At 42.6% G+C, this 19,008-nt stretch carries 22 protein-coding genes; 6 read left to right on the forward strand and 16 right to left on the reverse strand.

All coding sequences use genetic code 11. The features are described from left to right. Nucleotides 1–525: 525 nt before the first annotated feature. Complete coding sequence (locus tag RM556_RS10830) at nt 526–1,053, forward strand: CreA family protein (protein ID WP_311362701.1); 528 nt, start codon at nt 526–528, stop codon at nt 1,051–1,053. Here RM556_RS10830 and serB read toward each other — a convergent pair. Further along, nucleotides 1,042–2,067 carry a phosphoserine phosphatase SerB gene (serB, locus tag RM556_RS10835; protein ID WP_311362702.1) on the reverse strand — a complete coding sequence of 342 codons (1,026 nt, stop codon included), beginning with the start codon at nt 2,065–2,067 and terminating at the stop codon, nt 1,042–1,044. The genes RM556_RS10830 and serB overlap by 12 nt on opposite strands. A 130-nt stretch (nt 2,068–2,197) precedes the next feature. On the opposite strand from serB, the gene RM556_RS10840 reads away from it, so the two are divergent. Next, the gene (locus tag RM556_RS10840; RefSeq protein WP_311362703.1) at nt 2,198–2,782 is read left to right on the forward strand and encodes an AhpA/YtjB family protein; all 585 of its coding nucleotides are present in this window, start codon (nt 2,198–2,200) and stop codon (nt 2,780–2,782) included. On the opposite strand, the gene RM556_RS10845 is transcribed toward RM556_RS10840, so the two are convergent. The 10 genes from RM556_RS10845 to rpoE all read right to left on the reverse strand — a co-directional run bounded on the left by RM556_RS10845 (nt 2,758) and on the right by rpoE (nt 11,759). Continuing rightward, a complete protein-coding gene (locus RM556_RS10845) occupies nt 2,758–3,552 on the reverse strand; it encodes a TatD family hydrolase (protein ID WP_311362704.1) in 795 nt (264 codons plus the stop codon). The genes RM556_RS10840 and RM556_RS10845 overlap by 25 nt on opposite strands. 30 nt (nt 3,553–3,582) lie before the next feature. Continuing rightward, entirely contained in the window at nt 3,583–4,227 is a 645-nt protein-coding gene (gene pdxH / locus RM556_RS10850; protein ID WP_311362705.1) for a pyridoxamine 5'-phosphate oxidase, read from the reverse strand. Nucleotides 4,228–4,277: 50 nt separating this feature from the next. Next, a complete protein-coding gene (era, locus tag RM556_RS10855) occupies nt 4,278–5,183 on the reverse strand; it encodes a GTPase Era (RefSeq protein ID WP_311362706.1) in 906 nt (301 codons plus the stop codon). Next, complete coding sequence (rnc, locus tag RM556_RS10860) at nt 5,176–5,850, reverse strand: ribonuclease III (RefSeq protein WP_311362707.1); 675 nt, start codon at nt 5,848–5,850, stop codon at nt 5,176–5,178. The genes era and rnc overlap by 8 nt, the downstream gene beginning before the upstream one ends. An 88-nt stretch (nt 5,851–5,938) precedes the next feature. Further along, nucleotides 5,939–6,865 (reverse strand): signal peptidase I, encoded by a 927-nt coding sequence (gene lepB, locus RM556_RS10865; RefSeq protein ID WP_311374587.1) that lies wholly within the window; start codon nt 6,863–6,865, stop codon nt 5,939–5,941. Continuing rightward, nucleotides 6,865–8,661 carry a translation elongation factor 4 gene (gene lepA / locus RM556_RS10870; RefSeq protein WP_311362709.1) on the reverse strand — a complete coding sequence of 599 codons (1,797 nt, stop codon included), beginning with the start codon at nt 8,659–8,661 and terminating at the stop codon, nt 6,865–6,867. Before lepA ends, lepB begins: the two co-directional genes overlap by 1 nt. A gap of 248 nt (nt 8,662–8,909) precedes the next feature. Continuing rightward, nucleotides 8,910–9,392 carry a SoxR reducing system RseC family protein gene (locus tag RM556_RS10875; RefSeq protein WP_311374588.1) on the reverse strand — a complete coding sequence of 161 codons (483 nt, stop codon included), beginning with the start codon at nt 9,390–9,392 and terminating at the stop codon, nt 8,910–8,912. Then, a complete protein-coding gene (locus RM556_RS10880; RefSeq protein WP_311374589.1) occupies nt 9,389–10,438 on the reverse strand; it encodes a MucB/RseB C-terminal domain-containing protein in 1,050 nt (349 codons plus the stop codon). Before RM556_RS10880 ends, RM556_RS10875 begins: the two co-directional genes overlap by 4 nt. A 63-nt stretch (nt 10,439–10,501) precedes the next feature. Next, entirely contained in the window at nt 10,502–11,107 is a 606-nt protein-coding gene (locus RM556_RS10885) for an RseA family anti-sigma factor (RefSeq protein ID WP_311374590.1), read from the reverse strand. A gap of 73 nt (nt 11,108–11,180) precedes the next feature. After that, the gene (gene rpoE, locus RM556_RS10890) at nt 11,181–11,759 is read right to left on the reverse strand and encodes an RNA polymerase sigma factor RpoE (RefSeq protein ID WP_311362713.1); all 579 of its coding nucleotides are present in this window, start codon (nt 11,757–11,759) and stop codon (nt 11,181–11,183) included. 192 nt (nt 11,760–11,951) lie between these two features. On the opposite strand from rpoE, the gene nadB reads away from it, so the two are divergent. Next, entirely contained in the window at nt 11,952–13,547 is a 1,596-nt protein-coding gene (nadB, locus tag RM556_RS10895; protein WP_311362714.1) for an L-aspartate oxidase, read from the forward strand. A 5-nt stretch (nt 13,548–13,552) separates the two neighbouring features. Here the strand turns inward: nadB and RM556_RS10900 are convergent, their stop codons facing one another. The 3 genes from RM556_RS10900 to RM556_RS10910 all read right to left on the reverse strand — a co-directional run bounded on the left by RM556_RS10900 (nt 13,553) and on the right by RM556_RS10910 (nt 15,304). Beyond that, complete coding sequence (locus RM556_RS10900) at nt 13,553–14,503, reverse strand: MaoC/PaaZ C-terminal domain-containing protein (protein WP_311374591.1); 951 nt, start codon at nt 14,501–14,503, stop codon at nt 13,553–13,555. Continuing rightward, a complete protein-coding gene (locus RM556_RS10905) occupies nt 14,500–14,961 on the reverse strand; it encodes a hypothetical protein (protein WP_311362716.1) in 462 nt (153 codons plus the stop codon). The genes RM556_RS10900 and RM556_RS10905 overlap by 4 nt, the downstream gene beginning before the upstream one ends. Before the next feature lie 91 nt (nt 14,962–15,052). Then, on the reverse strand, nt 15,053–15,304 hold the full coding sequence (locus RM556_RS10910; protein WP_311362717.1) for a succinate dehydrogenase assembly factor 2: 252 nt from the start codon (nt 15,302–15,304) through the stop codon (nt 15,053–15,055). Between the two features lie 126 nt (nt 15,305–15,430). On the opposite strand from RM556_RS10910, the gene ygfZ reads away from it, so the two are divergent. Both ygfZ and RM556_RS10920 read left to right on the forward strand, forming a co-directional pair. After that, nucleotides 15,431–16,408, forward strand: coding sequence for a tRNA-modifying protein YgfZ (gene ygfZ, locus RM556_RS10915; RefSeq protein WP_311374592.1), 978 nt, complete (start codon nt 15,431–15,433; stop codon nt 16,406–16,408). 11 nt (nt 16,409–16,419) lie between these two features. Further along, nucleotides 16,420–16,905, forward strand: a complete 486-nt coding sequence (locus RM556_RS10920; RefSeq protein ID WP_311362719.1) for a peptidylprolyl isomerase — start codon at nt 16,420–16,422, stop codon at nt 16,903–16,905. A 46-nt stretch (nt 16,906–16,951) separates the two neighbouring features. On the opposite strand, the gene RM556_RS10925 is transcribed toward RM556_RS10920, so the two are convergent. Both RM556_RS10925 and nadE read right to left on the reverse strand, forming a co-directional pair. Further along, nucleotides 16,952–17,290, reverse strand: coding sequence for a P-II family nitrogen regulator (locus RM556_RS10925; RefSeq protein WP_311362720.1), 339 nt, complete (start codon nt 17,288–17,290; stop codon nt 16,952–16,954). 25 nt (nt 17,291–17,315) lie between these two features. Further along, nucleotides 17,316–18,152 carry an ammonia-dependent NAD(+) synthetase gene (gene nadE, locus RM556_RS10930; RefSeq protein ID WP_311362721.1) on the reverse strand — a complete coding sequence of 279 codons (837 nt, stop codon included), beginning with the start codon at nt 18,150–18,152 and terminating at the stop codon, nt 17,316–17,318. Nucleotides 18,153–18,292: 140 nt separating this feature from the next. On the opposite strand from nadE, the gene RM556_RS10935 reads away from it, so the two are divergent. Further along, nucleotides 18,293–18,865 (forward strand): GspH/FimT family pseudopilin, encoded by a 573-nt coding sequence (locus tag RM556_RS10935; RefSeq protein WP_311362722.1) that lies wholly within the window; start codon nt 18,293–18,295, stop codon nt 18,863–18,865. Nucleotides 18,866–19,008 lie beyond the last annotated feature (143 nt).

Below are 19,008 nucleotides of genomic sequence, written 5' to 3' on the forward strand. Positions count from 1 at the left end.
ATCTACGTTTACTCAAACAATTTCACCCCTAAAAACACTGATTTATTTGAAATTCACTGAGCTGAATAAGGTAATCGTAGCAAAAGCGCCAAAAGTAATACATTACCTCACCCTACAAATCTAACACATTGTTTTTAAATGATTTTAATTCATCCCAAACATCATCACTGCAATAAATTCTATACTAAAGTCCAAGCTTGAATTTATACTTTAGTCTTAACCCCATGTTTTATATGTATTTTATTGATATCTCTAAAGATACTTATTATTTGTTTTTATACGGTTTTACCCTTTTCATCGTGATTTAATCAACACATCAAAGAACGGCGACACAATCAGTAGCAGAAATGCTTCTTAAGAGTTAACAGGATTTGATGTTAAATAAGGAAACACCCACCAAAATAAAAAAGACGGTAAGGATATCGTCTTTTTTATTTTACTCTCCACGCTCCAAACAAAATGTTCCTTTCAGCGCTTGATTGTCAATGCTACATTAGCTTTTACGACAACTTAAATGGACCAAATATGAGCACATCAAACACAACGATTTCCAATACATGGGCGAATAAATACAAGCGCCTTGGTCTACTCTTAATTTGCGTTGGAGGACTCGCTGCTTGCGATAAGTCTGAGGTAGGTGATATATCCCTTGGCGTCTTCACGACGCAAGATATTAAGCTCAACACTTTAGTTGACCCTTTAGTGCCTGGTGTCACATGTCACGTTGCAAGTATTGAAGCTGACTTAAGTCTTGCTGACCCTTCTGACAGTTCGATCGCTTGTAGACAAACAGGTGAAATTACGCCGAGTATGATAGCGCAAATTGATAAATCTAAATCAGGAGAAGTCGTATTCAGAAAGTCAAAAAGTATTTTCTTCAAAACCATGAAGATCAGACGTGTATATGATGCAGGTTCTCAAACCCTAATGTACGTGTCATATTCAACCAAAGAAACGTCTGGCAGCTTTAAGCACAGCTTATCTACTGTGCCGTTATGGGGAACACAAGCTTATAACGAGAATGTCAAACCAGCGAGTGAACTAGCCGAGTAAGTAAAGCACCCCTTCCAAGCCGCTGAAACGAATAGCATTTGCGGCTTGCGCTTCCACCTTAGGTTTAGCTTTAAATGCAATTCCGGCGCCGGCTTTTGCCATCATCAATAGATCATTGGCGCCATCCCCTACCGCAATAGTATGCTTCAACTGGATATTATTATTAGTGGCAAGCTTTTCCAAGATATCAGCCTTCGCTTGTGCATCGACAATATCACCGCTGACTCTGCCACTCAAACGCTCACCAACTAACTCTAAAGTGTTGCTAAAAGCGTAATCAAAGCCAAACTGTTGTTTGATGTGATCAGCAAAGTAGGTAAAGCCACCTGAGGCAATTGCGATTTTCCAGTCATGTTTTTTTAACTCTTGAATTAACAGCGTAAAACCTGGCATGAAAGGCAAGCGCTGGCGGATATTCAACAAAGCATCAAGGGATACGCCCTCTAAGCATTTCACACGATGATGCAAACTTTCTGAGAATTCGATCTCACCACGCATGGCTTTTTCGGTGACTTCGGCCACTTCTTCACCTACGCCAGCTAAACTCGCTATTTCATCAATGCATTCCATCTCAATAAGTGTGCTATCCATATCAAATACAACAAGCCCTTTAGATTCAATATTCACATCTTCTTGAACGAATATATCCATAAAGTACTGACGGCTAACTTCGGCAATACGTTCCCGCCATTGAAGTGTTTCAGGCAGTTCGCATGAGACGTTAATCACCGTTTTATCATAAATTTGGTGGTATTTGTTCAGTTCAATTTGCAGTGTTTGTTTGTGAATACCGAGCGCGACGAACATGTTGGCCAGCGAGTCAAAATGTAAACTAGCAGCGGCTAGCACCAGTCTGCTCTGTTTGGACTTATCAGTTTGTTGCTTGGCAATTAATGTTGAATCATCTGGATGCCAAAACAGCGTTTCCTCGCGGTGTAGTATTTGTGTGAAAGTTTGCGTACTGAGTGTATCAATTAGGCTAGTATCTACAGTTTCTTTTGAAGTGGCGTACAAAGTGATTCCGATAACGATTTAGATATTAATGTCGATACTATAGCGAAAGCAGTAGGGCAAGAAAACTATGTCTTGGCAAAAAGCCTGATTTATCCTATTGTGCTAGCTGAGAAAATAATAAGAGTAAACAGTGGACGCCAAGAAACCAGCCAAATTTTCAATGCTAAAGCGTATTTCCAATTTCGTATTGGCCGTTTGTGTGCTTATTATTGCTGTTAATCTTTGGCTTATGTATACAAAGAATGCTTATGAATGGTATAGCTTAGAATCAGAGCAATTAGGTCGCAGTTTGGCAGCCCAGGCAGCAAGAATGTTAGCCTCACCTATGCAGTCTGGAGATGAGGAAAGTATAGAGAGTTACGTCGATACCATTGAAACAGATAGCTTTGTGAAGGGCACTTCCCTATATGACCAACATGGTAAAACCATCAAAAGCTTCGATGATGATTACAGTATTATTGAACAATTTAGAGTACTTAATGAGCCACCTCTAATATTCGTTGAAGATATAGTACACGACGGCAAAACCATTGGATATGTGAAACTAGTTCTAGACCGCGACTCTATTATTCAGCATCACCGCGCCTTTACCAAAAGCCAACTCATTCAAACTGCTTTAATTATGTTTTTAACCGCTGTCTGTGCAATTATTCTGACGCGTTTATTCTATAAAGTGAGAGCAAATTACCGTTACTCTGACACCTTAAATAAATGACGGTAATTTAAGGTCGTTTGTTCTTTTACGGTATCGACAGAAACGTCTTTCAATTCGGCTAAGGCCTCGGCGACTAAGGGAAGTTGCCCTGGTGTATTTCGTTGTCCTTGAAAATGGTTCAGAGGCATATCTGGCGAATCAGTTTCCAGCATTAAATATTCGAGCGGTATATTTTTTATCGTAGCGCGAGTTTTCTTCGCTCTTGGATAAGTAATGGTTCCGCCTACTCCCAGTAAAAAGCCTAAATCTAGGTAGGTTTTTGCAACCTCAGCACTGCCAGAAAAAGCATGAATAAGCCCACCATATGAAAATCGCATCGATTTAAGTATTCGAATTAAATGATTGTGAGACTGGCGATGATGAAGGATCGCAGGCAACTGAAGCTCCTTCGCAACGGATAGCTGTGCCCTCAACAAGGTCTCTTGAGTGTCTAGATCACACTTGATGCTCGCATCCATACCCGTTTCACCAAGTGCTACTACATCTTGCCGGTGCTGCTTGGCATGTGCTTCGAACAAATCTAGCGCAGGCGCTATCCCATTGGCCAAAGTACTCGTATAGAAGTACGGGTGGAGACCTAGCGCAATATCGATGGGTATGCCGTGACTATCACGTAGTAATTGCTGCAAGCCTAAGAGTGTAGTGAATTGCTCGTTACTTAAGCCAGGCACTAAAAAACGCTCTACACCGCTGTTTGCTGCCGCTTTTAAGACTGCTATGCGATCATGATCAAATGCAGGCAAGTCGATATGGCAATGGCTATCTATCAAGATGCCTCCAGAGAAAATGGTAAGAGATATCTAAGGCATTAAGCGCTGAGTTGTCCAGCTTGCATCGCTTTGCTTGGTATATTCAAAACGATCATGTAAGCGATGCTCGCCGCCTTGCCAAAACTCGATTTGTTCGGGCTCTACACGAAAGCCGCCCCAGAAATCAGGTAAAGGTACTTGCCCTTTAGCAAACTTCTCTTTCATCTGTGCGAATTGCGTCACTAATAGTTCGCGTGTTGAAATAGGCTGGCTTTGTTGCGACGCCCAAGCCCCTATTTGACTGTCGGTCGGTCTGGATAAAAAATATTTCGCCACTTCAGTGCGACTAAGTGGTTTTGCAACGCCATTTACTCTTACTTGACGTTCCATAATATACCAAGGGAAGTGAAGAGAAATATGTTGATTATACTTCAAGTCTTTAGCTTTGCGGCTGCCCAAGTTTGTATAAAACACAAAACCGTCACGACTTACATCTTTGAGTAATACGATACGCTGGCTCGGTTTACCTGCTGCATCTACTGTTGCGACCGTCATCGCATTAGGCTCAGGCAAGCCCGCCTCTAAGGCGTCATTGAACCAAGTTTGAAAAAGGTCGACCGGATGCTCACTTAAGGCATCAGCATTTAGCCTTCCTAGTTTATATTCTTTTCTCAGGTCACTAATTGCTTTTGTCATTCTGCATTCCTAAGCTGGAAAATTTCTTTTAAGCTTTCATGGATGAATTTCTAAGCTTTGAAATCGCCGTCATATCCAAGAGAACGCAAGGCTCTTTCGTCATCCGCCCAACCCGCTTTAACTTTCACCCAGAGCTCTAAAAACACTTTGTTGTCGAACAGCGCTTCCATATCTTTTCGCGCTTCGGCTCCCATCGTTTTCAAATGGCTGCCCGCTTTGCCTATGATCATGCGTTTTTGAGTTTCTCGCTCAACCAAAATCAAGCCGTTAATGTGATACACACCGGAGGGGGTCAATTTAAACTGTTCTATTTCGACTGTTGTAGAATAGGGTAATTCATCCCCCGTAAATCGCATTAGCTTTTCACGAATAATTTCAGCGGCCATAAAACGGCTAGATCGGTCGGTAATGTAATCATCAGGAAAATAAAACTCACTTTCCGGAAGTGCTTTCAATACTAACTGACGCACTCTATCAACCTGTTTGGCTTGCTTAGCGCTTACCGGAATAACATTGTCAAAGTCATGTTTTGAGCTCAGCACTTGGAGCTGTTCCATTAGCTTATTTTTGTCGGTGACTTTATCGGTTTTGTTGACCACCAGCCAGCACGGGATGTTCGCCTGTTTTATTTTTGACAAGACTAGCTCATCATCCTCAGTCCAGCGCGTACCTTCTACGACGAAAAGAACCAAAAACACCTCACCTAAAGAGCTCGATGCAGCACGATTCATGAGTTTATTTATCGCGCGCTTCTCTTCAGTGTGTAACCCAGGTGTATCAACATAAATCGCTTGGCGATCGGCAATGGTGTCAATCCCCATTATTCGATGGCGTGTCGTTTGCGGCTTGCGTGAAGTAATACTCACCTTCTGCCCCAAAATTTGATTTAAGATCGTTGATTTGCCCACGTTTGGGCGACCGACGATTGCGATCATACCGCAATGCGTGTTACTCATTTATTAGCTTCTCTAATGTTAGTTTTGCAGCATTTTGTTCGGCTTGGCGACGGCTTTTACCGATGCCAAGCTGATTTGAATTCAGAGGTTCTACTGTACAGTTAACCTCAAAGGTTTGCGCGTGATCTTTACCGCGAATTGACACTACTTCATAAATAGGGAGTGGCAATTGGCGCGATTGCAAAAACTCTTGGAGCTGTGTTTTGTTGTCTTTAATCTGAATATTTGGGTCTAGCTCAGCGACTCTCGATTCAAACAGCTTAATGATAGTATTCTTTGCAGCGTCTATCCCAGCTTCGATGAATATAGCCCCAATAACCGCTTCAACTGCATCAGCGAGTATAGAGCTACGACGGTGTCCACCGCTTTTCATTTCACCCGAGCCAAGCTTTAAATACTCGCCAAAGTTATGTTCCTTGGCTATTTTCGCTAATGTATCGCCTTTAACTAATGAGGAGCGCATCCGAGTGAGTTTCCCTTCTGGTTGCTCAGGAAAACGATGATATAGGATCTCTGCAACCACCATTCCGAGTATTGCATCGCCTAAAAACTCTAATCTCTCATTATGCTGTTTGGCGGCACTTCGATGCGTAAAAGCTTGTTCCAACAATGCCATGTCAGTGAATGTGTAGTCTAGTACTGCTTTCAGTTTATCGTATCGATTCATGTCAACTCTTGTGCTTACTCAAGGAATCGCCATTACTAATGGCGATTTCTAAGATACGTTTTTACCTGCACGCTTAATAGGTAAGCGCTTATTGAATGGAGCCGCTTCTTTCAAATCTAATACCTGATGGCACCCACGTAGGCATAAAGTCCTCTGGTTGTCTCTCAAATTCAAAACTAACCCAAATTAAGACGGCGTTACCAACCAGATTCTGTTCAGGAACGAAGCCCCAAAAACGTCCGTCTTCACTATTGTCGCGATTATCGCCCATAACAAAGTAGTGGTCTTCCGGAACAAGCCATTCGTTGTAGGCAGTACCGGGTTGTTTTGGTTCATAGCGGCTGATTGCGTCTCTCTCGTTTGGATCTTTGAGTATTCCCGTCGTATTTTCTCCGAGCGTTTCTTTGTACTCTACCAAACGACCATTCAAACGACCAATAAAGTCAGTTTTACCCACTTCTTCTTGCGCAATCGCAGTTTGTGGACAAGGCCTCTGCTCACACGCTGGCGTAATAAAAAGCTTCTTGTCTTTGTAGACGACTCTATCTCCGGGCAAACCGACCACTCGCTTAATGTAGTCAACACTTGGGTCTTCGGGAAATTTGAAAACGACAACGTCTCCCCTGCTAGGCTCACCGGTTTCAATGAGTTTGGTCCTAAAAACAGGGTCCTTGATACCATAACTAAATTTTTCAACTAGAATAAAGTCACCAACCAATAATGTCGGCATCATCGAGCCCGAAGGAATTTGAAACGGTTCATAAAGAAAAGAACGGAAAACCATCACTAAAGCAAAAATAGGGAAGAATTGCTTGGCATTATCTACCAGCATTGGCAAATGTGGATCAGCTTCTTCACCTTCTAATTTAGTGATTGTGTCGTCGCCCAGTACAGCGCGTCGTTCTTCTAATGCCATTGCCTTTCTTTCTGGCGCAAAAAATATAGCATCAATCAACCAAATGAGACCGGTAACAGCCGTCATGACCACTAAGAAGATTGCAAAATAATTCGCCATTAATTATCCACCTTTAGAATTGCTAAGAATGCGTCCTGCGGCAATTCAACATTACCTACTTGCTTCATTCGTTTCTTACCATCTTTTTGTTTTTGTAATAGTTTTTTCTTACGACTAACATCACCGCCATAACATTTAGCAATAACGTTCTTACGTAACTGTTTCACTGTGCTTCTCGCAACAATATGCGTACCTATCGCCGCTTGTATAGCGATATCAAACATTTGACGAGGAATCAGTTCGCGAAGCTTTTCAACCAAGTCACGTCCACGATACTGAGCGTTGTCCTTATGGGTAATGATCGCTAACGCATCGACTCGTTCACCATTAATAAGGATATCTAGCCTGACCATATTAGCTGATTTAAATTGACTAAAGTTGTAATCAAGTGACGCAAAACCGCGGCTGGTTGATTTTAGTCTATCGAAGAAATCAAGCACTACTTCAGCCATTGGAATGTCGTAGGTGATTGCGACTTGCTTACCGTGGTAAGTCATCGCTGTTTGCACACCACGTTTTTCTACGCATAGCGTGATTACGTTTCCGAGGTATTCTTGTGGTACGAGTATGTTGGCAGTAACAATAGGCTCACGCATCTCATCAATATCGTTGATAGGTGGCAGTTTGGAGGGGTTATCAACCTGTATGACTTCACCTTTCGTTGTTTTCACTTCATAAACCACGGTCGGTGCGGTTGTGATGAGATCCAGGTCATATTCTCGTTCTAAACGCTCTTGAATAATCTCCATGTGCAACATACCAAGGAATCCGATACGGAAACCAAAGCCTAGCGCTGCTGAACTTTCAGGTTCATAAAACAAGGAAGCATCGTTTAAGCTGAGTTTTGCCAAGGCATCTCTAAAATCTTCGTAATCATCAGAGCTGACTGGGAACAAGCCAGCATATACTTGCGGCTTAATCTTTTTAAAGCCCGGTAAGGCTTTATCAGCAGGTGCTTTCGCAAGGGTAATAGTATCGCCGACTGGCGCACCATGAATTTCTTTAATACCAGCAATGATGAAGCCAACTTCACCGGTTTTCAAAGTACCCGTATCTGTTTGCTTTGGTGTAAAAATACCCACTTTATCAACTTGGTGAACTACGCCATTAGACATAATTTGAATCTTGTCTTTGGCATTAAGCTCACCTTGAACGATACGAACCAAAGAGACAACACCTTGATAATTGTCGAACCAAGAATCAATAATCAGTGCTTTTAAGGGAGCTTCACGATCACCCTCTGGCGGCGGAATTCTCTTTACAATCTCTTCTAAGACATCTTCGATGCCAACACCTGTTTTTGCCGAGCACTTGACGGCGTCAATAGCATCAATACCAACGATATCTTCTATTTCTTCAGCAACCCTTTCCGGCTCAGCTTGGGGTAAATCAATTTTATTGAGGATAGGCACAACTTCCATATCCATATCGATGGCGGTATAACAGTTAGCTAAAGTTTGCGCTTCTACACCCTGCCCTGCATCAACAACAAGGAGTGCGCCTTCACACGCGGCCAAAGATCGCGATACTTCATAAGTAAAATCTACGTGCCCTGGCGTGTCGATGAAATTCAATTGGTACTTTTCGCCATCCTTCGCTTCGTAGTACAAAGTAACGCTTTGCGCTTTGATCGTGATTCCACGCTCTCTCTCAATATCCATTGAATCAAGTACCTGAGCAGACATCTCACGATTCGTTAGACCGCCACATGTTTGAATCAAGCGGTCAGAAAGCGTCGATTTACCGTGATCGATATGCGCAATAATACTGAAGTTGCGAATGTTCTTTAGTTGCATAAATTTTGCTAAATACCTTGAAGTAGACCGTGCTTTTATATCTGAGATCCTCAACTTACTGTAGGATCTGCCCGAGCAGGGACTGTTGTGCGAAAAATAGAGCCGCGATTTTACCGTTTTATCGGCACAAATGCGAACGATTAGAGGATAATTAATACCCTATCACACACATTGTTACTTATTTTCTTGGCAAGGAGTTTATTTAAAGGTGGTATGTGACTGATTCAGCGCGTATTCAAGGTGTAAAGTCAGGAAAGCTTCTTTAGTGGTATCTCGTTTTTCATGGTCACCGTGTCTTCGTTCACAGCACCAAGAATAATAGGAGAAAAGTGTTTCTGTTTGCCATTCAATTCACGTCTGCGCAATGCGTAGAAACTCATCGCCATAGCAGTAAAACCTAAGCCTACTTGCCATATTTCATGCGCTGATGGTAAAAGGCTTTGTAGTAAAACAACGGCAAAGATCAAAGCAAAAAGTGGCAATATATAAACAAGCATTGAAGCAGACAATAATTGGCTCTCTGAGACGCCCAGTTTGACTCTTTGACCAACGACAAGAGAATCTGGTGCTTGTAACTTTAGTAACTCAGGCTTATTTGTAAATGCCTTTGCAATTACACTGGTGCCACAGTTTTCGCTCGCATGGCAGCTACCACAGGTACTCTTAACCGTAGTCTCTATCCAAACAGTGTTACCTTCGACTATGCGAACAATGCCAGTTTCTTCAATCATTGAGGGTTTATCACCTCAATGGATTCAGCCATTAACTGCGCTGTCACTAAGGGGATATCTCCCACCACGGTCACTTGTACTTTGCCATTTGTTCGTGAATGCACCGTATTAGCCCCGCTATTCAAATTAACGTCCTCTTGAAATGCACCGCTTGCGGCTTGAATATACACAGAAACATTAACTAATCCATCGCTAAACAAACTGTACTCAACCACCTGCCCAGTAATAGCCAACTGATGTATGTCTTGTTTCACTACTCTCATGCCAACAGGAACGAAAGCCAAGCGCCATTCGTGCTGTCGCTGTGGAGGCATTTTAACGGTGATCGCTTTTGGTAAGCTATCTCGTTGTAATTGTTTGAAAATATCGGCTATTCTCTCGTCTAGCTTTAACTGGGTAACTTGGATTTGTTGCAAAAGTTCGCCATTCAACCCGTACATGTTTAGCTTTAGTAACATGCCTGTTTCTTCGTCCAACCAGATTTGATAACCGTAGCGTGTTTTATCTCGACTAGTGACTCTAATTTGTTGCGCTGAACGGCCTGAAACTCGGTTTCTTCCGACTAATATAAATTGGTAAGCTTGCTCGAGAGTCTCTGGTTCGTATAGCAATGCATATGGAATAGGACCATCGATCGCTTTGCCCGCAATACTATACGGTGGGTAACCAGGCTGAAACAAACTCACCACATTATTGACCCTAATATGTTCGAAACCAGGACCATTAAGTAGGCTTAATTGTTCAATGTGCGTCTCATCTTCCAACACAGCATGACGCCATAAATAAGGCTGCGCATCTTTGCCAGGAATATTGAGCACAAAGGACACTTCATAACTTTGAGTTTTGGTTTGTTTGGCAAGTCGTTCTAGCCATGCTTTTGGCGAACGAGGATCGAAACTATCTGCCTCTTTCAACACATTGCGAGAGACTTCTTCAACGAGAGAATTTTGTGTTTCGGAATGTTGGCTTTGCTTCGCTTCAGTACTTTGACTGTGAGCTAGGGTGTGAAAAGCTAAACCACTGACAACAAAAGCGAAGCTAATCAATATGCTTCGCTTTTTTGCTAACACTGCCCTATAAAACATCGATAGTGCTCACTTCTTAATTGACTATTTCTGAGGGGGCGTTTGCTCGCTTAACTCATCGCCTTCGGTTGTGTTTGCTTGATTAGATTCTGCATTGCCCGCATTTTTCAAGCGAATTTGTCTTTGGTGATCTTCTATTAGCGCATTTATCTGGCGCTGTTGCTCTAGGAGTCGAGCCATATCATCACGATTAACACCGTTACTAGAGGACAAGCTCACCGGTGCTAAACCACCCAAAGGTCCATTCGTTGGTGCAGTCAAAAACGGCTGACTTTCTTCAGGCTGATTATAAGACTGATAGCTGAAAATCATTACCGCAGTCACACAAGCAGCAACCGCGAGTTGGCCGCTTTGTTTGACCAAAGGAATCACAGAGGCAACAACTGGAAGCTCTTTCCAGCTAGGCTTAGGTGCTACCATTGGAAGCTCGCCTTCTAGCTTGCTAGCCACTTGTGCACTTATGTCAAAGTTCAGATCCGAGGTCATCTCATTGCGCATGCAATCTCGAATGAGGTGATATCGTTTCCACTTATCTGCAAGTTCAGCATCGCTAGTTAAGCCATTAATTACATCGCTATCATGACCTTCGCCATCTAAAAATGCTGATAGTTTTTCTTGCTGTTGCGTCATATAAGACTTTCCTACTTGAACACTACTGATATCATAACGCGAGTTTCCGCGTTCGGTAAATACCTGTAGATGTTTATGTTTGCACCAGAGGCAATATCACTTTATCAATTGCTTCTCGCGCTCTAAAAATCCGTGAGCGAACTGTTCCCACAGGACACTCCATTACAGTTGCTATTTCTTCATAGCTAAGGCCTTCGATTTCTCTTAAGGTTATCGCGGCCTTCAAATCATCCGGTAAGCCATCAATGGTAGAAAACAGTTTCTCCTGAAGTTCATCGGATAATAATGACCGTTCAGGTGAATTGTTTTCTTTTAAAGCATCACTACCATCATAATAATCAGCTTCACTCGCATCGACATCACTCGCAGGCGGCTTTCGTCCCTGCGACGTTAAATAATTTTTTGCGCTGTTTACCGCAATTCGGTACAGCCAAGTGTAAAAAGCACTTTCCCCTCGGAAATTAGGTAACGCTCGATATGCTTTGATAAACGCTTCTTGAGTAACGTCAGCAACATCACCGCTGTTTTTTACGTACCTTGAAACGATATTCATCACCTTGTTTTGGTGTCTTACGACTAACAGGTTAAATGCGTTCTTGTTACCTTTTTGTACTTGTTCAACTAACTCTTGGTCGGTTTTCTGCTCGCTCATTCGAGCCACTACTCCTAAACTGAATCACTTATGGCTCATGCAAGTGTAGTAATAGACAGACACTTTATGGATAAGTTCGATTAAAATGACAAATAATTAAAAATAAAACGAAAACATAGAAAGTTGTTTTTTTTATTTAGTAGATTAGTATTGCCAGACATTTATCTGTGTATTTTACCTAGAATTTTCTATATGTCTCAAACAATTGAACATCGTTGCGATTTATTAATCGTCGGAAGTGGTGCTGCGGGTCTCAGTTTAGCCTTAAAAATGGCTGAACATTGCGATGTTATCGTACTCAGTAAAAGTGATATTGATGAGGGCAGTACGCGCTACGCTCAAGGTGGCATAGCTGCGGTATTTGACGATACCGATTCAATTGATAGCCATATAAAAGATACTCTTGATGCTGGCGCTGGGATTTGTGATGAAGCCGTTGTTGCGTTTACCGCCAGCAATGCGAAAGAAAGCATGCAATGGCTAATTGAAAAAGGCGTGCCTTTCGACCAAGAGCCCAGTACTACCGGAGAAACAAAATATCACCTTACACGTGAAGGTGGCCATAGCCATCGACGCATCTTACACGCTGCAGATGCGACTGGTGCTGCAGTGCAAGAAACACTTTCTGATAGCGTCGCCAATCACCCAAACATCCACCTTTTTGAGCGCTACAACGCAATAGACCTTATTAAAAGTCAAACTCAGAAAGGCCAGTGTGTTGGGGCATATGTGTGGAATCGTAAGAAAGAACAAGTTGAAGTGATTCGCTCCCGTTTTATTACTCTCGCAACCGGCGGTGGCAGTAAGGTTTATCAATACACGTCCAATCCAGATGTATCAAGTGGTGACGGTATCGCAATGGCATGGCGCGCAGGCTGTAAAATTGCAAATATGGAATTCAATCAATTCCACCCTACCTGTTTGTATCACCCTGATGCCGGTAACTTTTTAATCAGCGAGGCCTTGCGTGGTGAAGGGGCTTTCCTATGTCATGAGGATGGTACTAAATTCATGCATAAATTTGACCCACGCGCTGATTTAGCACCACGTGACATTGTCGCTAGGGCGATAGATTTTGAAATGAAGCGCTTAGGTGCTGATTGCATGTACTTAGACATCAGTCACAAGTCGACTGACTTTGTGAAAAAGCACTTCCCTAATATTTATAGACGCTGTCGCTCTCTGGGTATTGATATTACCAGACAACCTATACCTGTTGTTCCCGCAGCACACTATACATGCGGTGGCGTTGTCACTGATTTCGATGCACGAACAAACTTAGATAATGTGTATGCGATCGGTGAAACCGCCTATACCGGCTTACACGGCGCTAATCGAATGGCGAGTAACTCGCTTTTGGAGTGTATTGTGTTTGCACACGCTGCCGGTAAACATATATTGCAGCATTTAGCTGGTGATTGGTTAGATGAAGAGATTCCCGCCTGGGATGAAAGTCGCGTTATTGATTCGGATGAGCAAGTGATTATCCAACATAACTGGCATGAACTGAGACTTTTTATGTGGGATTACGTTGGAATTGTGCGCACAAATAAACGACTTGAGCGGGCAAAACGTCGAATCAATCTTTTAAAACAAGAAATTGATGAGTATTACAGTAACTTTAAAGTCAGTAATAACATGCTGGAACTCCGCAACCTTGTGTGTGTTGCACAGCTGATTGTCGAATGCGCCATGCAGCGCCGTGAAAGCAGAGGTTTGCATTACAACTTAGACTATCCTAATTTACTACCTGAGTCAGGACCGACAATTATTGTAAAAGAAAGCTAACGGCTTCAAATAGTGCTTACTTCACCTAATATATGCAACCTTGTTTTAGCGCGTTGTTGAGATTTGAGCGAAAAACGTAAACTGGGTAGTTCATTACCTTGGATTTCGTCACTTTTGGGGATTGCCTGACTGACCTCCATCTCTGTTGCGCTTGGCAAGTAAATGGGTTGAACAAATTGCGTTGTAATCGCTTTATCCGCGAAAATAGATGGGCTAGCGGTTCTGCAATCAAAGGCGTCATTTTTTGCGAGCATCGATATACAGATAGCTTTTGAATACATGCCGTGCGCTATTGCTCGCCTAAAACCCAGCAGTTTCGCACTCCAACGGCTCAAGTGTATTGGATTGTAGTCACCAGACGCACTGGCATATCGTCTGCCTATGCCTTGTTCGAATGTTAGCGGAAATGATAAAGATGGCCCTTGGTGGTCATTGTTGTTCAATGACGGTAACAATTGTGTAGTTTCTGGATTCGATGCTATGTGACCGCTTTGTTCATCATGCGCTAAGTCGTGTTTAACTCTTGCTAAATAGAATGATGTTGCTTCAATCGCTAGCGCTTCGTCAACAAAGCCTTCACTTTTCAATGCAAATACATATCCACGCTTGTGGACTTGAAGACCAGCGAAACTCGTTTTCAGGTTTAACTCAGCGTTTTGTTCCGGCAACTCATTCACTTTTATTTCATTTGCCAAATGCACTAAACCCATGGGTTTAAATGGAAATGGTTTATTTACCATCATTGAAAGCTGCATCGGCAACGTCAGTACCTGTAAATAGTTTGGGTGAATAACCGATGCGATACCCGAATTCCAAGCAACTAAGTTGTGATACTTCTCACAATGCCTGGTGTTGATTTGATGCTTTTGCTCACGCACTTGTGTGGGTAACGCAAGCTCTTCTGAAGCGGCTTGAGGAGGCTTGTAAAAAGCAGCTTGTAATAAACCCATATTCATTTCGACACTTTATCCTTTTGCTGCGAACGAAAAATACAACATGCAAGTGCGCGATACGTTCTTTTACTGACACTGCTTGGTAATAGCACTACGTCTTTGACGCTAGTGACTCTGCTTCCACTCATTGTTGACTCTTTATCGATAAGCTGCAACTTGAGAAACAGTAGCCAAGGGCTGACACGCGAACTTGGTAATATTCTATATTGTGACGCTAAATCACGATATATTTGACCGTCGCTCCTATCTGAACCCGGGCTAACCCTAGGGTGTTGTAGTATCGTCAGAACGCCATCTGCTAGTTCAAACCAACACTTTAGGTGGATAGGTGTTCTTTTAGAGAGACCACGCCAGAGCCAGACCGAGAAAAAAACGCCTGCAAAGCCTAGCCCCCAAAGTGTTAATTGCTTTAGATATGGCGATGTTACAACCGAGGCAAACCAAGGCGGCAATAGTGTCACACATGCTAAGATAAAGAGCAGTAGGTAGTTACATAACTTTATTGGCGAATAGCGTGAAAAGTAAATGCAAACGACCAAATGAACTGCTCGCCTAAACTTTGACTCTACTGAGTACTCTTTGAACCATGCTAGCTAAATCAGGATCGTGACATTTCTGATGCCCCATGAACCAAGCAAATAAATCAGGATCGTCACACGTCAATAAACGTTCAAACGTCATCTTTTCACCATCACTCAACTCATCAAACGCCTGCTCCACGAACGGCAGAAACAAAACATCTAGCTCTAACATGCCGCGTCTACAAGCCCATTTTAATCTTGCTAATCTTTTTGCTGTGAACATTGTTTTACCTTATTTAAGTCCCATTAATGATATCATAAGAAGCAGTTATTTATAGCTGCACTTGGGATCAAACGATGTTTTTCATTAGGTCCCAAGACTAATACAGAATTATTGGAGTATTGATTCATGACAGACCCTCAGAATTTTGTTGCTAGCCTAGACGAAATGGCAGTAATTAGTGTCACAGGCCCACAGGCGAAGGAATACTTACAAGGTCAACTCACCATAGACCTCGACCGTGTTAACGAAACTAATGCTCGGTTTGGTGCGCATTGTGATTTCAAAGGTAAAACTTGGTCCGTATTCACGATCGTTAGTGTTGCTGGTGGCTACGAATTAATAATGCCGAAAGAGTGCATAGACAAAAGTCTTCCTGAACTCAAAAAGTACGGTGTGTTTTCGAAAGTAGAGATAAACGATATTCCTTCCCACCCGAATTTTATTGGGCTAAGTGGCAGTGATAATATTGCCTTAGCTAAAAACTTGTTTCCTGAGTTAGCGACAGAGCACTTGAGTAAAGTGGAAAATGCTAACGGCATAGCAATCTGTATAAATTTGTCTACACCCAAGTTACTATTAATGCTAAGCCATTCCGGTTTCGAACATTTTACTGCAGTGATAAAAGAGTCAAGCTGTCCTGGGCTTATGTCAGCAGCCGGTCAGAATGATTGGAATTTTGCCATGATTGCTGACGGTATCGCCTCGCTCAGTTCAGCTACCAGCAATGAATTTGTCCCACAAATGCTGAATCTTCAGTTACTCGCCGGAATCGACTTTGATAAAGGCTGTTATATGGGGCAAGAAACGGTGGCTCGAACTAAATTTCTTGGCCGCAATAAGCGAGCGACTTACCTACTTTCAGGCAATACGAACAGCCAGTTTCCATTCATTGCCAATGGTGCAGCACTTGAGAAACAAGTTGGAGAAAACTGGCGAAGCGGCGGTACACTTTTACAAGCCGCAACTTGTTCGGCAAATACCGATAATGTGCTGGCACTTGCGGTCCTATCGAATGACACAGACTTAGGGTCTGTGTTAAGGTTAAAGGAACATCCTGAGCAAAGTTTCACTGTAGAAGCCTTGCCATACACTCTAGATGAATAATAGGACTCAGCATGGAAATTCAAAAAGACCACGTAGTTAGCCTTCATTACACTGTAAAGACAACTGAAGGAGACGTGATCGACTCTTCTCGTGAAGCAGAGCCACTTGCTTTCTTGCAAGGTAGCCATTTTATGATTGAAGGGATAGAAGATGCCCTTTACGGTAAAGAGAAAGGGGCTACTTTCGACTTAGAGGTGGGCCCGGAAAAAGCATATGGTCATCGCCACGATGATTTGATCCAAGAAGTCCCCGCAGCTATGTTCGAGGGTATGGACGTAGAAGTGGGTATGAGCTTCAGAGCGACAACCGATGACGGTGAGCAATCTGTTCTTATCGTGGACAAAACAGACAGCACTGTGACAGTAGACGGTAATCATCCATTGTCTGGTATGTCATTGGCTTTTAGCATTGAGGTTGTTGATGTAAGAGCAGCTACTGCAGATGAAATCGCCCACGGCCATGTGCATGGTGAAGGCGGTTGTGGACACAGTCACTAAACTTCACAAGTGGCTGCACTGCGCTTAATACTGTATTGAGAGGAAGCTAAATAGCTTCCTCATCTGTTTCACCCGTTCGTATTCGAATGACTTGCTCGACTTCAAAGACAAATATCTTGCCATCTCCAATTTTGCCAGTTTTTGCATGCGTCTGTATGGTTTCTACAACACGTTCTGCAAGCGCATCTGGAATAACCATTTCAATTTTGACCTTTGGTAAGAAGTCCACATTGTATTCAGCGCCTCTATACAATTCTTTGTGGCCTTTTTGGCGTCCAAAACCCCTAACTTCAGTCATGGTGATACCAGATACTCCTACCGAAGAAAGAGCTTCTCTAACATCATCAAGCTTAAATGGTTTGATTATCGCTTCAACTTTTTTCATAGTGTAAAACCAGTCCTAGTTTATGTTATTCACTGTCGTATACTGTCGGGATCGCGACTCTTTTATGCTGCGTTTTTAAGTATATAGCTAATAGTTTGTCATCAGCAACCGTGTCTTCACTCTTGCCCTCAAGAAAATCATCAATTTGATCGTAAGTTAAGCCTAGAGAATCTTCATCAGATTTTTGTGGCGTTAATGATTCTAAATCGGCGGTAGGCGCTTTAGTAATCACTTTTTCTGGCGCTCCCATGTGTTGAGCAAGTTGTCGCACTTGACGTTTACTCAAACCAAATAAAGGAGCAAGGTCACAAGCGCCATCTCCAAACTTGGTGTAAAAACCCGTAATATTTTCTGCCGAGTGATCAGTACCTAGCACCAAACCTTGTGTTAAACCGGCAATATCATATTGAATAGCCATTCGACTTCTGGCTTTGGCATTTCCTAAAACAAAATCAGAATGTGTATCAGTAAAGCTATCGACACCGGCAGCTTTGAGGCCTTCAATGGCTGAAGCGTGGATCGCGTCGGCTGCTGACTTGACGTTCGCTGTCATCTGCACACTAGGTTGAATAAAATCTATCGACGCTTGAGCATCTTGCTCATCTGCTTGCACACCATACGGTAAACGCACTGCAATAAATCGGTAAGCAGCATTAGTTTCTTCATTTAGCTCATTTACCGCAAGCTGCGCTAACCTACCTAAAGTGCAGGAATCAATCCCACCGCTGATACCTAAAACCAATGTTGTTAACCCTGAGTCTGTTAATTGATTCTTTATAAATTGGGTGCGGCGCTGGATCTCAAGCTCCGCATCAATCTCAGGCAGTACACGCATTTCATTAATGACTTCTTGTTTTAACATTGTTCTCACTCTCAATTATTTCGATTCTCACATTTTCACTACATCGGCAAGGTATAAACTCGACTAACCTCCCCTGATTGTGTATACGCAAGAGGAAGGAAAATAGCGTATAGTAATGTGTATAAATTTCGGGGGTCTACGTGCTAACTAACAAACCTACATCACAAACGTCATTACAGAAAGGTGTTACCTTGCTAGAAATGATGATCGCTTTAGCAATCATAGCGATTGTATTGACAGTTGTCGCGCCTAACATTCGAGAATTTTTAATCAAAAATAGAATTACCGGTGAGCTAAATGAAATAAGCGGCATCGTTCAATATGCTAGACACGTTGCAATTGACCAGCAGTCACCTGTTATCCTATGCCCTGCCAGTGACTTTAAAGAGTGTGGGACCGATTGGGATGATCCAAAGATAGTATTCATCGACGATAATGGTGATGGCGACCGAAACGATGATGAAGATTTATTAGTGGCAAGCTCACCTACGTCGGACACAACGTATATGGACGGTCCGAATAATCAAGTCGAGTTCCAAGAAACGGGCGCATCCAACCGCAATTTCAACATCATACTCTGCCCAGATAGCAAAGATGTGAAATACGCTCGGGCAATTAATATTTCTTTACAAGGTCGTGTTCGCGTTAGCAAAGACACTGACAATGATGGCGTGCACGAAGATACATCTGGCGATGCGCTTACCTGTCCATAAAGACTTTCACAGATAAAAAATGAGACGCCTTTCAATCACGTCTCATTTTATTCTGTGTAATGCTAGACCACTCATTACTGAATTCGTTTAATGGTCACTTTCGCCACAGACTCTCTGCAATCATAGAAAGATATTGATAAATC

Origin of the sequence: Alteromonas sp. W364 (assembly GCF_031846205.1) — a bacterium.
Lineage (GTDB): Bacteria > Pseudomonadota > Gammaproteobacteria > Enterobacterales > Alteromonadaceae > Glaciecola > Glaciecola blandensis.

Bases quoted from the DNA above. Each gene is read 5' to 3' on its own strand.
- era (WP_311362706.1), bottom strand. From the start codon at position 5,183: ATGAGTAACACGCATTGCGGTATGATCGCAATCGTCGGTCGCCCAAAC.
- RM556_RS10900 (WP_311374591.1), bottom strand. From the start codon at position 14,503: ATGAATATGGGTTTATTACAAGCTGCTTTTTACAAGCCTCCTCAAGCC.
- rnc (WP_311362707.1), bottom strand. From the start codon at position 5,850: ATGAATCGATACGATAAACTGAAAGCAGTACTAGACTACACATTCACT.
- pdxH (WP_311362705.1), bottom strand. From the start codon at position 4,227: ATGACAAAAGCAATTAGTGACCTGAGAAAAGAATATAAACTAGGAAGG.
- RM556_RS10925 (WP_311362720.1), bottom strand. From the start codon at position 17,290: ATGAAAAAAGTTGAAGCGATAATCAAACCATTTAAGCTTGATGATGTT.
- RM556_RS10885 (WP_311374590.1), bottom strand. From the start codon at position 11,107: ATGACGCAACAGCAAGAAAAACTATCAGCATTTTTAGATGGCGAAGGT.
- RM556_RS10875 (WP_311374588.1), bottom strand. From the start codon at position 9,392: ATGATTGAAGAAACTGGCATTGTTCGCATAGTCGAAGGTAACACTGTT.
- lepA (WP_311362709.1), bottom strand. From the start codon at position 8,661: ATGCAACTAAAGAACATTCGCAACTTCAGTATTATTGCGCATATCGAT.
- RM556_RS10830 (WP_311362701.1), top strand. From the start codon at position 526: ATGAGCACATCAAACACAACGATTTCCAATACATGGGCGAATAAATAC.
- nadE (WP_311362721.1), bottom strand. From the start codon at position 18,152: ATGTTAAAACAAGAAGTCATTAATGAAATGCGTGTACTGCCTGAGATT.
- lepB (WP_311374587.1), bottom strand. From the start codon at position 6,865: ATGGCGAATTATTTTGCAATCTTCTTAGTGGTCATGACGGCTGTTACC.
- RM556_RS10920 (WP_311362719.1), top strand. From the start codon at position 16,420: ATGGAAATTCAAAAAGACCACGTAGTTAGCCTTCATTACACTGTAAAG.
- nadB (WP_311362714.1), top strand. From the start codon at position 11,952: ATGTCTCAAACAATTGAACATCGTTGCGATTTATTAATCGTCGGAAGT.
- RM556_RS10910 (WP_311362717.1), bottom strand. From the start codon at position 15,304: ATGTTCACAGCAAAAAGATTAGCAAGATTAAAATGGGCTTGTAGACGC.
- rpoE (WP_311362713.1), bottom strand. From the start codon at position 11,759: ATGAGCGAGCAGAAAACCGACCAAGAGTTAGTTGAACAAGTACAAAAA.
- ygfZ (WP_311374592.1), top strand. From the start codon at position 15,431: ATGACAGACCCTCAGAATTTTGTTGCTAGCCTAGACGAAATGGCAGTA.